This window comes from Bradyrhizobium sp. 33ap4 (assembly GCF_032654765.1).
Classification (GTDB): domain Bacteria; phylum Pseudomonadota; class Alphaproteobacteria; order Rhizobiales; family Xanthobacteraceae; genus Bradyrhizobium; species Bradyrhizobium australafricanum.
This window is the reverse complement of record NZ_JAUMTJ010000012.1, coordinates 145,016-159,042: the sequence shown is the minus strand read 5'-3', so window position 1 is coordinate 159,042 and position 14,027 is coordinate 145,016. Positions and strand designations below refer to the sequence as shown.

The 14,027-nt window shown below is 59.6% G+C and carries 14 protein-coding genes and 1 pseudogene; 5 read left to right on the top strand and 10 right to left on the bottom strand.

Going from position 1 to position 14,027, the window contains the following annotated elements; translation table 11 throughout:
• Positions 1–73: 73 nt before the first annotated feature.
• Positions 74–370 (top strand): annotated as a pseudogene (locus tag Q2M23_RS11895) (DUF4142 domain-containing protein); the annotation flags it as partial.
• A gap of 146 nt (positions 371–516) precedes the next feature.
• Positions 517–699, top strand: coding sequence for a hypothetical protein (locus Q2M23_RS11890; RefSeq protein ID WP_316395682.1), 183 nt, complete (start codon positions 517–519; stop codon positions 697–699).
• A gap of 3 nt (positions 700–702) precedes the next feature.
• Here the strand turns inward: Q2M23_RS11890 and Q2M23_RS11885 are convergent, their stop codons facing one another.
• The 5 genes from Q2M23_RS11885 to Q2M23_RS11865 all read right to left on the bottom strand — a co-directional run bounded on the left by Q2M23_RS11885 (position 703) and on the right by Q2M23_RS11865 (position 3,459).
• Positions 703–1,197, bottom strand: a complete 495-nt coding sequence (locus Q2M23_RS11885; protein ID WP_316395687.1) for a ferritin-like domain-containing protein — start codon at positions 1,195–1,197, stop codon at positions 703–705.
• A gap of 355 nt (positions 1,198–1,552) precedes the next feature.
• The gene (locus Q2M23_RS11880) at positions 1,553–2,029 is read right to left on the bottom strand and encodes a DUF3147 family protein (RefSeq protein WP_316395679.1); all 477 of its coding nucleotides are present in this window, start codon (positions 2,027–2,029) and stop codon (positions 1,553–1,555) included.
• Positions 2,026–2,373, bottom strand: coding sequence for a DUF3147 family protein (locus Q2M23_RS11875; RefSeq protein WP_316395678.1), 348 nt, complete (start codon positions 2,371–2,373; stop codon positions 2,026–2,028). Before Q2M23_RS11875 ends, Q2M23_RS11880 begins: the two co-directional genes overlap by 4 nt.
• Positions 2,370–2,975, bottom strand: coding sequence for a cupin domain-containing protein (locus Q2M23_RS11870; RefSeq protein WP_316395677.1), 606 nt, complete (start codon positions 2,973–2,975; stop codon positions 2,370–2,372). Before Q2M23_RS11870 ends, Q2M23_RS11875 begins: the two co-directional genes overlap by 4 nt.
• Positions 2,962–3,459: a phosphatase PAP2 family protein gene (locus Q2M23_RS11865; RefSeq protein WP_410469716.1), complete on the bottom strand. Its 498-nt coding sequence runs from the start codon at positions 3,457–3,459 to the stop codon at positions 2,962–2,964. The genes Q2M23_RS11870 and Q2M23_RS11865 overlap by 14 nt, the downstream gene beginning before the upstream one ends.
• Before the next feature lie 1,902 nt (positions 3,460–5,361).
• On the opposite strand from Q2M23_RS11865, the gene Q2M23_RS11860 reads away from it, so the two are divergent.
• From Q2M23_RS11860 to Q2M23_RS11850, 3 genes are all read left to right on the top strand, one after another.
• A complete protein-coding gene (locus Q2M23_RS11860) occupies positions 5,362–5,658 on the top strand; it encodes a hypothetical protein (protein WP_316395674.1) in 297 nt (98 codons plus the stop codon).
• Positions 5,659–6,665: 1,007 nt separating this feature from the next.
• Positions 6,666–7,616, top strand: coding sequence for an oxygenase MpaB family protein (locus Q2M23_RS11855; protein ID WP_316395686.1), 951 nt, complete (start codon positions 6,666–6,668; stop codon positions 7,614–7,616).
• 532 nt (positions 7,617–8,148) lie between these two features.
• Positions 8,149–8,295 carry a hypothetical protein gene (locus Q2M23_RS11850; RefSeq protein WP_316395673.1) on the top strand — a complete coding sequence of 49 codons (147 nt, stop codon included), beginning with the start codon at positions 8,149–8,151 and terminating at the stop codon, positions 8,293–8,295.
• Positions 8,296–8,475: 180 nt separating this feature from the next.
• Here the strand turns inward: Q2M23_RS11850 and Q2M23_RS11845 are convergent, their stop codons facing one another.
• The 5 genes from Q2M23_RS11845 to rtxC form a co-directional block, all read right to left on the bottom strand.
• A complete protein-coding gene (locus Q2M23_RS11845) occupies positions 8,476–9,810 on the bottom strand; it encodes a glutamine synthetase (RefSeq protein ID WP_316395672.1) in 1,335 nt (444 codons plus the stop codon).
• Entirely contained in the window at positions 9,807–11,096 is a 1,290-nt protein-coding gene (locus Q2M23_RS11840) for an ATP-grasp domain-containing protein (protein ID WP_316395671.1), read from the bottom strand. The genes Q2M23_RS11845 and Q2M23_RS11840 overlap by 4 nt, the downstream gene beginning before the upstream one ends.
• On the bottom strand, positions 11,093–11,962 hold the full coding sequence (locus Q2M23_RS11835) for a DMT family transporter (protein WP_316395670.1): 870 nt from the start codon (positions 11,960–11,962) through the stop codon (positions 11,093–11,095). Before Q2M23_RS11835 ends, Q2M23_RS11840 begins: the two co-directional genes overlap by 4 nt.
• A gap of 162 nt (positions 11,963–12,124) precedes the next feature.
• Positions 12,125–12,943 (bottom strand): gamma-glutamyl-gamma-aminobutyrate hydrolase family protein, encoded by an 819-nt coding sequence (locus Q2M23_RS11830; protein WP_316395669.1) that lies wholly within the window; start codon positions 12,941–12,943, stop codon positions 12,125–12,127.
• The gene (gene rtxC / locus Q2M23_RS11825; protein WP_316395668.1) at positions 12,940–13,998 is read right to left on the bottom strand and encodes a dhydrorhizobitoxine desaturase; all 1,059 of its coding nucleotides are present in this window, start codon (positions 13,996–13,998) and stop codon (positions 12,940–12,942) included. Before rtxC ends, Q2M23_RS11830 begins: the two co-directional genes overlap by 4 nt.
• Positions 13,999–14,027: the final 29 nt, after the last annotated feature.

Below are 14,027 nucleotides of genomic sequence, written 5' to 3'. Positions count from 1 at the left end.
CTCGTGCCGCCAGAGAACTTGCCGATCCTAAGCTGGCTCGGTATCAAACCGTCAAAATCACTGTGACGAGCCACTAGTCTCCAGCGGCAAGTTGAAGGCCGAATTGCCCAGCGCCCTCGATGCATCGCATCAAAGCAAGCTCGACAAGCTCAAGGGTGCCAACGGCAACGACTTCAGCTCCGAGTTCAATTCGATGCAGGTCAGCGCCCATAAGGATGCCGTCGACCTGTTCGAGCGTTATGCCAAGGGCGGCGACAACGCGGATCTGAAGAATTGGGCCGGCAAGACCCTGCCGGCGCTTAAGCATCACCTTGAGATGGCGCAGGATCTCGACAAGCCCGCACCTACGGTCGGCGAGGGCAAAAAATAGCGAAAGAAGGGAACCGCTGCCAGGCGGTTCCCGCTGCCGATGATGCCAAGGTGGCTCCATTGCAAAGGCTGCAGAGATTTGGGGCAGCAGCTACGTCGATGCCGCCATTGGCACTGGGACATACTGTCCCGCTGGGAAGCGCGCTCATGTCACAACAGCGGTTTGTTGCCCACCCGCGCCGAGAGCGGCAAGCGGGGCCGAAGATCTTCGGCCACTTCCAGGACGACGCCAAGCGGATGCAATCCGGGCGGCGCGCCGCCCAGACAGAGGAAGATGACACAGCCATTCAATGCGCGAGCCATGGGCTGGCCAACGAGCGGCCCGGCTGATTTCTAAGCTGCCTTGCGATTGATCGCGGCTTCCGCCAGCTTGTTTAGCGCGGCGTCGGTTTTCTTTTCCTCCTCAAGGGTCTGCTCAAGGAGCTGGACCGCCGGCTTCATGCCCAGTTGTTCAGCCCAGGCAATCAACGTGCCGTAGCGCGATATTTCGTAATGCTCGACGGCCTGAGCACCCGAGAGAAGGCCGGCATCCAGCGCCGGAGAATCTTCGAAATCCTCCATCACTTCCTCGCCCTCCTCTACCAGCCCGAGGATAGCGGGGCAGGTTTTGCCCTTGGGGGCCTGTTTCATCATTTTGAAAACTTGCTGCAGACGCTGGACCTGTTCCTCCGTCTCGCCGGCATGCTTTTCAAATGCTGCGCGCAGTTGGTCAGACTTCGCGGCCTTTGCCATTTTTGGCAACGCAACGAGTATCTTCCTTTCGGCGTAGTACATGTCCTTGAGCGTCTCCAGGAAGAGGTCTTCAAGTGTTTTATTCCGGCCCGGCATGGCTTCCTCCTCAGTTGTGATGCGAGCCAACAGCGCCTTTCCTCAAAGGTTCCACGAGTGACGTGCTGAAGGTCAGCACCCCTTTCGGGTGCAGGCCATGGATGATCTGCAGCAGCCCCACGCCCTCGCACCCGGCGGCCCCTCTCCTAACAGCGTAGCTGAATGGCGTGTGGGATTTCGTCTGCGCCCCAATTGCAATAGAGCCTTGTAAATCAACCTATCGTTCCGAATACATCCGCTGCCAGCAGGAGGGACCGATGCCGTTTTGGGAGTGACAAGCGTCGAAAGAAACTCGGCCATGAGATCGCGCTTCCTCATTACGGACTGAAGAAACAGTGCCAACCATCCAACGATCCTATCGAGTTCGCGAATTCGCGGAGCCGCTTGCCTGTTGCACTGTCCGCATCGATCGCATTTTCCGGCGCAGGTACCAAGCCAGTACCGCGATAGTCAGCCAGGCGAGGGACGCCCCGATGAAAGCGGCGGGGATGTTGCTGCGCAAGATCAGCGTCGAAAAACCGACCGCAAAGGCCAGCATGCCAAGCGCGCCGAGCGCAGCGCCGGCGGCATCGACGGCGGCCGCCATTTGCCCGCGGCGCTCGCCGGCGAGACCCGCTTCGCGCTTGCGGCGGATTTCGTGCTTCTCAATCAGCGTCGCGCTCGCGCAGAATATGGCCGGAAGGGCAAGAAAAACGCCACCGATGACTGCTCCATAGCGGCTGCTGACGAGGCCGGTCAAAAAGGTCGCAGCGCCGCCGAGCGCGAAGCGGATAAGATATTCGTACCAACGGCCTTGCTTGAGAGATGACGACGAAAAGCGAATCGGGCTCACGTCTGACCTCCGGTGAAGCTGAGCAACCCGAAGGCGGCGATGAGCCAAATGACCAGTGACAGCAACGTGGCCGTCAACGCTCGCAGCTTTGTGCGGACAAGCAGATGGCAGACGACGACACTGTAAACGGCGAGCGCAATCGCTCCCGCAATCATGGCCTGGGCTTGCAAGGCGGCGTAGTTGACCCCGTGCTGATACAGCGCAATTCCGAGCGTGGCGAGTGCTACCGACGGCGCCGCTCCGAACAGGCCTGCGAAGCTCTTTGGACGCAGAACATCCCCCAGCATCGCGAAGGCCGATACGACGGCGCCGCCGAGGAGGAAGCGGATGACGTACTCGGTCATTTGGATTTCTTCCAGAGTTTCAAGAGCGGCCCGCCGGCCCCATAGACCGGATCCTTACGCGGCACCGAAACCTTCGGGATGGCTTTCAGCGCCCCCCGACGGTGTTCGGCGCTTGTGCACTCGTCGTACGTGCCGGTCGGCGGGTATGCCCCGACGACGAGGAACTCATCGTCCGCGGAAAGGCACTGATGGCCTGTGCCGGCGGGAAGAACCGCGACGTCTCCAGCCCTCAGCGTGAAGATCCTGCCCTTGTTGCCGCCGAACCGAACGCGGCCCTTGCCGCTCGCGATGCCGAGCGCCTCATGGATCCTGGAGTGATAATGCACATAGCTGTAAATGCCATCCCGCCAGCTGTCTCCCCAGCCGTTCGCTTCAAACAGGTCTTCGATCACGGCCGCAGCGTCCAGGCTCTCATCGAACGCGACGGCGTTTCGATAGATAATGAGCGGCCATCGCGGATGGTTCGGGATGAGACCATCGTCCTTAAAGCGAACCGTGTGAGGCTTTCGCGCTCGCGCGAAATCCATCGCTTTCCGCTGGCCGGGGCGCTGCAGACCGGTTGCGCGCTCCATGTATCCCTTCAGGTCTTCAAGAGTCGGCATGATCATCCTCCGTCGAAATTCCGTTCGGGTAGCCGGTCCATAGCCTGAGGACCCGTTCAAGAATCGCCCCGAGCGCGAAGCCGGCAACGACATCGCTCGCCCAACGGGCAAGGATCACGATCCGGGTGAGCGACAGCCCGACCGCAATCGCGCGGATCGCCCGCCGGAGACCGGCCGGCAACTCGCTCGCCGCCGATGCCAGCGCGCCCATGTGCAACGCATGGCCTGAGGGAAAAGCATCTTTTCGTTTTCCGGAAAGCGGGATGCCATGGACATGCCCGATTACCGTTCGACGGTCCGGCCGGGTTTGATCGAACACTAGTTTTAAACCATGGGGCAGCAGGGTCGCCCCGACTGTCACGAGCAGAGCATGGTTGCCTGCTCGCCGCAGCGGCGCCTCACGCCCACGGGAAGCAAGCCGGCCGGCGGCTGCCAGGACCAGAAGAACCTTCTCGTCGGCGCCCCAGGTCAGGGCGCGCGCCACCTGCTCCGGAGCAGGCGCCGTGTTGCCCGCTATAGAACGCGCGATGATGACATCCGGTTTAGTCGGTCGGACAGTAACTGAAACGCTTGGCCTGTGGCCCAGGCGCCTTGGCGAAAATCTAGCTATCTGGAACATGTCGCAAAGATCGGAAAGGTAAGTACCTTTCCCAACGCTCCACGCGCCGCCAAGGTCCTCTGTCAAATCCAGACGTCCAAACGGCGAAGCCTAACGGCGAATTTTGCGGGCGGGAGTTCTACGCCAATAGGAACAAACGACCTGCAGCGCGCCTTCGCCGCTTTTCTCCGGCTTCGGCGGAAGCCTGAGAAGGCCGCATCCGCAAGTTTTTCCGGGCTGCTGCACAAAGTGCGGCAAGTGACGCATACCAAAGGCGGAGTGAACTTCTCCCGCGGGCCCGATGGCCCCCCTGCGCGGCGAAGAGCCGACTTGAGGTCTTCCCTGCTTTCTCCCAGCGATTGTCTTCGGCCTCGAGTGCGCTCTTCCAATGCCGCGCGCTCGGCCTCGAGGGCACCCGCCTTCTCCTCCATCCCGTCGGGTCCTGTCCATTTCCGCCTGCGCCTTCGCGGCCCTCTCCCACCTCTCACGCACCTCGGCGCACACCTCGTTTGCCCGGTGCCGCTCGGTCTCTCACCGTCGCTACTCCTTCGAGCTCCTGCGCAGCCTTGCGGGTTTCCTTGCCGCCGATCCCAGGAGCGTTCGCTTCTTCGGGTTCGCCCAAAGATCCGCTCGCCCCCGCCGGCGCCTCCGCCCCCGCCGAGATCTGCCGGCGAGGCGAGAGGCGAAGCGAAGCGGCCATTCGATCAGCAGGAACGCGAGCACGGTGCCGGGCTTCGGTCGCGGCGACCACGTCTGCGACTTCCATCTCTTTCGCGACACTCTAGTGCAGCGATCCCCCCCGTCCCAGGACTCGAACGCCGCTCATCGATGGCGCGGCAATCGCCGCATCGTAGACTCCGCGCGACGTCTGATGAATCCCTCGGCATAAGACCGGTCGAACCCTCCAGTGACGAATGGCCGGTGCCGCTCCCGCGTCGGCAACGACGCCGCAATTAGACCGTTCAACATGCGTTGCGACGTTATCCCAAGTGAGGCGCCAAGGGGCGTACCTCTCGTCGAGGACGATCCGCTGATCCGCGAAGTTATCGGCGCCCTATCTCCGCAATCAGTGAACCCGATTTCCTCAAAAGTGATCGTGACACTCGCCTGTCCCACGTGGTGCGCGAAGGTGATTGCGGAACGATGCTGAAAAAGCGGCCGCAGAAACGGAATTAGGTCTGGCAATCAAAACTGCAGAAATCGCTTGAACCTCACGTTGCGTCAGGGCGTAGACTTGAAACTGTCGGTCACAGCAAATTTTGGAGACGGATGTAGCACAAAATGGAGTCATCGAATACTTGTGCGATCGTGAATGCTCCTCATCGGATGCACGGTTAAGACAGCCCTTCTTGGATCTGCATTAAGTCACGGCGACGATCTGCAAATTAGCCAAAGACTTTCCTCGCATGAGGCAACATAATTCGAGCGCGGTAAAACAACTGCGAGGTCGCGAATCTTGCTGCTGTCTCCAGCTAAACACCTAGCCTCGAGATGGCAGAGTTGACGTCTGCTGACGGGTCGGGCAGGTCACATCCATCAGCCGCGCAAGACTTCCCCTCATCGTGAGCAGAGTACCGCAAGGTCACGCGTCGATACGGATGTATTGTACCGCCACACATGAGATGGTCACTTCGCGAATTTACCCGAAATCTCCTAAACGATGACCACATACGAGAGATACTGAAGCAGCACCGTTCGTACTCTCAGAGTCGCGAACGGCGCAAGCGGGCGGCGCGGCGTTATGCCAATCATCGTTCTGTCACAAGCAAATCAATACAGGAGACATGTATGAACCTAGTGAAGACAACCGTAATCGCATGCGGCCTTTCGGCTCTCCTTGCATACCCCGTCATTGCGCAGAGTTTCGCCGCTGATGCCAAGGCTCGCAAAGGCATGCAAACTACGAGCATTCAGAGCGGCATGAGCGACGATGAGGACTCGTCGCCAAAGCTCAGGACACCGGGCGCAAAACTGGGTAGGAAGTCGATCAAGGGCGCAAAGAAACCCCGGCGGCAACCGCAGGACAAGGAGACACTTGATGAATTCCCGACCAGCAATACGCCAATAAGTGACAAGCGGCACTGACGCGAAGCCCGGTCCGGACAAACCTTCGGTCGCGCGCCGCGGCCGGAGGTTCAGCTCACATCTAGGCCGGCTATCGACGTTGCAAATGACGGGGGCACGCACGTCTATTGGGACTGCCAGATCTTGATCACTGGCTTCTTGCATAAGGACCGATACCCTGCGATCTCGTACGACCGCGTCGGGTTACTGACATGCATGTCCGGAAGCGCGCAGGCAGGTAGCTGACGTGGCCTGAAAAGGGAGCACGTCTTTTCCATCGTTCTACTTTATCTGGCACGCTGATTGCTGAGCCGCGCATGGCTTGGTTGCTCAATGACGGCCCTCAAGCCGCTTCGTAGCGCAAGTGCGGGCGGCTTCTGCCGAGCCGCTGCACGCTTTTCCGTGGTGTCGTCCCAGGCGCCGCGCTTCTTGAGCTCATGGTCTACCTGTGTAGAGGCTGCGCAGCTGACTGTCTGGCACGCGAGTTGCTGGGAGACGTCTGGGCTTGGCTCCTCATACATTCGCGCCCCCAAGAGAGGGCTAAGCCTCCACCCAGACTAGCGCGGGTGGTCCCCCCAAGCCGCCCGCGCGCATTTGCCTCAGCCGAAGGTCTTGCGAGATCGGCCGTGCGCACCGCGGAGATCATGTCATGATCGTGGACAGACCTTGAAGCCCCCCATCGCGGTTCTCATAAGCCAACCAGTCGCGCTCGCTTAGGTCGCCCCGCGCGAACAGGCCAAGTTGGTTTGCGGATTCGGCGCTCACCTACGACAAAGACGGGTTTGACGACTACGCTGCTGAAATGTGATGGGCTTAGATGAGCCCGCAAAGGCGCATAATACGTCTTCAACAAACGGCGGCGGCCACAGGCTCAGTCTTACCCGCATGGGGTACGACCAAATGCCCGGCGGCGGTATTCCGCGCAGGTGGACATCATGCAACAAGTTGAGAGAGCCTTGGTTTGCTGAATCGCGATAGACTGCACAGATCAGTGAAATTACCCCTCGTCTGCTTCCCAAGGTGCGCATCTGGTCTCCGAAAGCGACATCGAACTTGCTCTTGACTTCGTCCGGGCTCGGGCCGCGGGACCAGTCGAGGGCATTTTTGGGCCGGGCTCGATGACGTGGCGGATCGACCGGGAAGCCATCACCTTTTTGGGCGCCGGTCGCGCCTTGCTGCTTCAGCTGGCGCATCCCTGGGTCGCCGCGGCCGTCCTCGAGCACTCGCGGAGCTTTGCGGATCCGATCGGTCGCTTCCATCGAACTTTTAATGTGGTGTTTACGATGGTGTTCGGCTCGCTCGACGCGGCCCTTACCGCTGCCCGGCACCTGCACCATCGCCATACCATGATCGTCGGCCGTCTGCCCGAAGCAATCGGTCGGTTCGAGAGCGGCTCGCCCTACCGCGCCAACGAGGTCGCAGCGTTGCGCTGGGTTCACGCGACGCTCGTCGACACCGCTCTGACCGTCCACGACCTGATCCTGCCGCCATTCTCCATCGAAGAGCGCGAGCGCTATTGGGCCGAAAGCCGGCTGTTTGGGGCGTTGTTCGGGCTGACGTCGAGCGACTTACCGGCGGATTGGGATGCATTTGCGGCCTACACAGCGGGGATGATGCAATTGGACACATTGTCGGTCAGCACCGCCGCGCGCGAGGCGGCTCGACAGATATTCACCGGTTCACGACCATGGTTGCGTCCGCCGCGCTGGTACCAAACCCTCAGTGCGGAGCTGCTGCCGGACCGATTGCGCACCGGCTTCGGATTTGACTTGGACGAACGCGACAGGAGGGCCGCAGAGCGTGCCGTCGCGCGGATACGACGCATCTATCCCAAAATACCGACCCTGCTTCGCTACGTCGGCCCTTACCAGGAAGCTCAAGCGCGACTGCACGGAAGGCGGCAGCTGGGCTGGACAACGCGGTGCCTTAACAGGGCCTGGATAGGGCGCCCCCAGTTGGACGACCGCTGGAACAGGTGAAGCTCTCCGACAGCCGCGGACCTTCGGATGCGGCCGACCGCCGCCTGCCGCGATCCCAACCTTACCGGATCGAAATCGGACTTCTCATCGGCAAGTCCCAACAACGGTGGGTTCGGGCGAATGCTCGCAGCTTTGAAGTTATATCCAGTCCTGAGTTCGCCCCTGACTTTGGATTTGCCCGGTTGGGCGATGGATGGCAACGGGAGCTGGCGCGGAGCGCTCCGCATAGCGCACGCCAGATCCCGTAGCGGTTGGCAGTTGAAGGCGAACTCGAGGCGTCTAACATCCGGACTGCGAGTGTGGTCGTGCATCCGGCGAGCCCTCGAGGAAGAGCCCTGCGCCGCAGATAACGGCCAGGAAGCGGAGGCTAAACGGATCTCGGAGCGCCACTCCCGCAACGCCGGTCACGCTGGAAACGGTGCCCGCATCGTTGCCCGCCTCGGCGCACGCAAGCGATTTTGCGGCGATCGCCAGCGGGTTTGACGGCTCTTGGACGCCAGCCTCCGCTGGGCTGCCGGCGTCGCCAATCGCAATGCTCAAGCTGGTGCTGATCGTGCTGCTGGTGATGATGATACCGGCATCCAATCGTCGGCATGTCGACGAGCTGATTATCATCATGGTGCCGCTGATGATCGGCGCCGGATATGCCGGAGCCGTTGTTGCCGGACCTGGCTGCTAGACCCTCGCGGCGCTGTCTTTCCTGGCGAAAAGAGGCGCCGCGCGTCCACCACCTCTCTCGGAAGCATCCTCGATGTTCTGCGTCGAACGAGAGGTGAGTAAAATAGTTGGCCACCAAACCGACCAGTGGCGCGAATTATCAACCAGATGGTTGCAGCAGCGTCCAACTGTGAAGCTCAAGCTAAATGATCTCAAAGTACCGCCGACGTTCAAAGTCGGTGACCCGATGTTGAACGGCTTCCCATTCCCAACGGCGGGAGCAAGAAAAGGCTTCAACAAACCTTTCTCCGAAGACATCAATGGCTGCCGGAGATTGTGCAAACCGGTATGTTGCCTCTGACAGACTTTGAGGAAGTCTCCCGGATGGAAGGCAGATCTCCGCGCCTGCATCGCCGACGGTCGAAGCCGGGAGCGCCGCATTTGTCTCGATACCCAACATCCCCGCGCCGATGGAGGATGCGAGAGCGAGGTATGGGTTCACGTCTGCCCCAGGCAGCCTGTATTCGAGACGATGTGCAGACGGCCCTCCCGGGATGACCCGTACCGCGCAGGAGCGATTGTCAACTCCCCAGCTCGGGCAAATTGGTGCCCAGCAGCCAGGTACCAATCTCTTATAGCTATTGACGTTCGGCACAGCGAGCACACAGAAATCATTCATGTATTTCAGTTGTCCCGCGATGAATTGCGTCATGAGCTTCGAGACGTTGCGGGACGCGTCACCATCGTAAAAAGCGTTCTGTCCATCCGAGGACACCGAGATGTGAATATGGCCGGACTGTCCCGGCCATTTCTCGGAGACCTTGGCCATGAATGTGGCCATCATGCCTCGGGTTTGCGCCCAGGCCTTTATCATCGACTTGAACATGATTGCTCGATCGGCAGCTTCCAGGGCATCACAATGATGAAGTGACGCTTCGATCACGCCAGGTCCTGTCTCAAAGTGCAGCCCGCTGAGAGGTATTCTGGACTTCTCACAAAGCGACAGGATCTCGCCGAACAGATCCTGGTGCGCGAGAGAACGCGCAATCGAGTAGCCGAACGGGCCGCGCGTGAACGGAGCCCATTCGTCAAACGGCTTGTCCTCGATCGTGTCGGCGTTCTCCTTGAACAGCATAAACTCAAACTCGAACCCGGCAGTGCAGTCGTACCCGTGGTGAGCAGCCCTACGCAGGACCCTACGCAGAATGCCGCGCGGACAGACGGTCTCATGCGCGCCCATAAACTCGGCGAGGTAGAGATAGTGATCGCCGACATAGGATACTGAACGGCCGGTACTTGAGAGAATACGCAGATCGGCGTCTCCGAATGCCGACAGCGGCTTTTGCGTGAAATGCACCGGAATGACCCGGTCGGAACAATCCCAAGCAAGCACCGCTTCGGAGAACTTGATGACCTTGTCCCCACCCGAGAGATTTTCTCGGAGAACGTGTTTGCCTCGAAGAATGCCATCGAAGTCACTCACGCCGATCATCGCCGCGCCGGCTGAGTTCGCGCAACTTACCCGGCTGTCGGTCATTGGTTTGCTTCCTGCGCCACCAAATCGAAGACCTGGTTCATCCGCATCGCGCGCAATTGGCGATAGTCATCCTCGAGCTGGATCAAGTCGTTGTTCACGAGGTACACAATGCCTGGCGTCGACGCCAAGTCGATCGTCGGAACCAGTTCTTGACCTATCGGAACGAATGCAATGGCATCCGCGAAGCTCGGGAGCTTGCGGATTTCATCGAGTCCGGAATAACCGGTCACAACGCCGCCCATGTCGGAAATCAGCGAGACACACAGTGCATGAGCCTGCCGCTTGTAGACCCCGCGTCGCCTCATATACTCAGCAAAGCCTTTGGGATCCGCGTAGCGCCAAGCCGTGAGCGTCAAATGGTTATGGCCCAAAGCCATCGTCCGAGCTTTCGCCGACATGGTTCCCTGCAGCCTCGCTCCGAAGTCGACCAAAACCGGTCCCCGATCATCAACGATGATCTCGGCATGAGCAGGCCCGTCGGCGATCCGAAGCGCCTGCAACGCACGAATAAGATAGTCGGACAGCTCCTGAACGATTGGCTCCTTACCACCCAACAACCGCTCGAGTGAGCAGACCGACGAAGCGCCCTCGACGGGCACGGTGTCATAGGTCCAGGCCTCCGTGACGAAGGCATCTCCGTCGATCGAGACGGCATTTACGGTATATTGCTGGCCGTTTATCTTTTCCTGTGCAAGCGCCAGTTTATTGAACGCTCCGACCCGGTTCGTCTTGCCGACGATGGCGGTCACAGCGCGCTGAACATCCGCATCCGTCGAGCAAAAGAACACGTCTTCCGTGCCTGTGCTGTTCAGCGGCTTGATCACGATCTCTTCGAAGTTCTCTTCACGCTTCCAGTTTGTGACCTCTCCAGCATTGTCGGACACCACTTGTCTGATCGATCGCACACCTGCCGAGGCCAACGCTTCGCAAAGGCGCGATTTGTCGCGCCGGGCGGCTGAAAGGGCGGTCCCATTTGAGGGTAGGCCCAGCCGCTCCGAGATGGAATCGGCCAACTCAACTCCGGTCTCGCACCCCGCTATGACGAACTCCAGCTCCCTGCCATGGAGAGCCTTAAGGTGATATTCGACGATCTCCTCGTACCCCATGTGCTGGGGCGGACAAATGACTTCGTCATACAGATCCGCATTGAAATGGGATTGGAAGATGGCTGGAATCTGTGCAGCCGACATCACATGCACTGTTCCAATTCCATACTGCTTGAATTCTTCCGGCAGAAATCGGCCAGTCGAATATGCGTCGACGATTACACAATTCCGTTCGTTCATGCGGACCTCCGGTACTGCAAGCAGACGTTGCCGACGGCGACAGCCGTAATAAGAACATTTCCAACGAACGTATGTGGCGACGGCACGATGCGAGAATCAAAGTACTGAAACAGGAATGTGATGACAGGCGCGGTGGACAGGACCAGATTGACCGTGAAGGGCTCTACGCGGCGAAGGCCTTCCTGGATCAACAGCAAAGGAACGATGATCGTCGACAGCCCGATCGCTGCAACCGCAAGCCAATGCCGCGAGAGCTCAAGCATGATTGAGGATTGGTCAACCAGCGCCAGCAGCAAGAGAATTGCTCCGTAAAAGCGATGCGCCAACACCTGTCGGCCAGAAAATCCGCGATCGAACAGCAGTTTGACGAGTATGTTTGTAAGCGCCAGCGACAGGCCGGCCACGATTGCCAAGAAAAGACCGAAGGACGATCGAGACCCCCACTCCATGCCCCCGTTGCCGCTCGCCGAGACCCAGATCATGTAACTTCCAATCGCCGCGATCAGAACGCTGACCACAATATCGGAGCCCGGCGGGGTACCTTGCCTTCTGATCAGCGCGTTCAACCAAATGGTTGCCGCGGGTCCCAGCGCAACCATGAATGCGACAACGATCGCAGGCTCCGCGTACTTCAGCCCGATAAACAACCCGATCCAGCTGATCGCGGTCACGAAGTTGAGCGACACGAAGACCAGAAGCGCCGAGTTCGTAACTCGCGGCTTGCCTTTATCGTGACCAGCCAGGAGATTGAATGTCAGACACACCGCGGCACAGGACACAAGGAGAGCAACGAAAACATCCGCCTGTTGAAAATACGATGCCGCATAAACCTCGCCTGCGGCGCTGAGGACGACATAAAGCGCCACAAAGAGAACTCCCAGAGCGAAGCGTCTCGTCGATCGTCCGCCTTTCCCCTGCCGGCGGCGCGACACAGCGCGCGCCCACAACCATCCTTGTGCATCGGTTCCGAGCGATTCGTCTTTCGGCCTGGACGGACCGCGCTTGGTTTGAAACGTCACAATCCGCCTCTAGTGTTTCTTGGCGTGGCAATACGCAACGCACGCTTCTCCAAATGCCGTGAACAGCCGCCCGCTCAGGGGATCGGTTGAGACGTGCCATTCGGGGTGCCATTGCACGCCGATTTGCAGCGTCGGCGCGCCAACGACGGAAGCGGCTTCGACCAGACCGTCAGGCGCCCACGCCTCCGGCCTCAGCGCGCTGGCAAGCGCCTCTATGCCTTGATTGTGCAGAGAGTTCACTTGCACTTCGGAGGCGCGCGCGATCGGAAAAAGCGCACCGTCGGAGCATACCCTCACGCTGTGCGCGGCATCGTACTGGCGGTCTCTTGGACGATCCGGCTTCTCGGCATGCATCAGGGCACTTCCCAGCCTCCATTCCGCCAGCGATGGATGGAGTGTGCCGCCGAAATAGACGTTAAGCTCCTGCAGCCCCCGGCAGATGCCCAGGATCGGCATTCCGATCGCGATGGCCCTATCGATGGCTACCGCAGACAGCCTGTCCCGTGGGCGGTCGCGGATACCATCCTCAACATCCTGCTGATCGGCTGCTGGATGGGATGCAGGCGCTTTCAAGACGGCCGGATCAAGATTCGATTCATCTCCTGTCAAGACGAGGCCGTCGAGCGCGTTCATGATCGCCCGGGTGGCATCGCCCCGCGCATCTTCAGCGTCGATCGTCGGCAATATGACGCAGGCCACGCCCGCATGATGAAGGAGAGCCTTGACGTATTTGCGTCGTAGCCAGTCGCGATGCACGCCATCGACCAACAGGCGGTTCGAGGTGACGCCGACCACGGCGCGAGCCTTGTCTGACCGCTGCAATGTCACGCCACCTGTCCCTTTGCATGGCCATCGGCCACCGACTGCTCATACAAGCGTCGATTTCGCTCCTTCAACTGAGTCATAACACTGGGTTGACCTTGCGGCCCCTTGACGAAGAGCCCTCCCCAGCTCGCGGCAACCTTTGCGTAACCCGGATCCTGCATCCGGATCTTCTGGGCTTTGTGCAAAAGCCAGAACGGGATGCCCGGCGACAGGTGATGCTCGAGGTGGTACTCATCCAGATTCTGTCCAAGGATGGCGCGCTCGAGAAAATTCCCTTTCCGGTTCCTGGTCAGATAGACGTTCTTCGTTTCGGTCTCGCACATCGGCGAGTGCTCGGCGAGTTCGACAAACCACCCGAGAACCTGAAACGTGGTGAGATAGGGCACGATCCAAAACAGGATCACGATGTGGAGCAGCCCAAGCGCATATGACCCGCCCAGGATGCTGATCCAGAAGAGATAGAAGCCATACTTGTCGACAAGGATGCCTGAGCGGCTCTGGTCCTCGGCATCCGTGATCGAAAACCGATTGGTCCAGAGATACTTCAGATAGGCCAGTGTCGCCCCACCGAATATCGGCTTCCAGATGATGTTGAAGGCGTACCGCTCGGGAGGCTGGACGTCGTAAACACCATTGGCCATGAAGAATTTCAGGTCGGGATCCTTCTCCGGGTCGCCGAGATACGGATGATGCAGATAGACATGCGAGATCCGGTAGGCCCAGTGGCGCTGGAACAGGGGATAGGCGGCGAACAGAATGCCGAGGACGTAGTTCCAGGTCGTGTTCTTCGCGAGCGTACGGTGAGCCGCATCATGAGCGATCGTCGTCAGACCGCGCTGGTAGGCGCCGATCAGAAGGACGGCGACCGGGTACAGCCACCAAGAGACGCAGACCGTCGCGAGCGTGCAAGCGGCAATCACAGCGTAATCTTTGGCGATATAGGCCACTCCCGTTACATTGTCGGGCCTCAGTTCTGAGAGTTGCTTGTTGATCTCGCGGCTGAACTGAACCGCTTCATAACGGGACGACCTCAGTTTCCAAGCGTCTGTCTGATTCATGAGAACCTCTTCCTGATCGCCTTACAAGT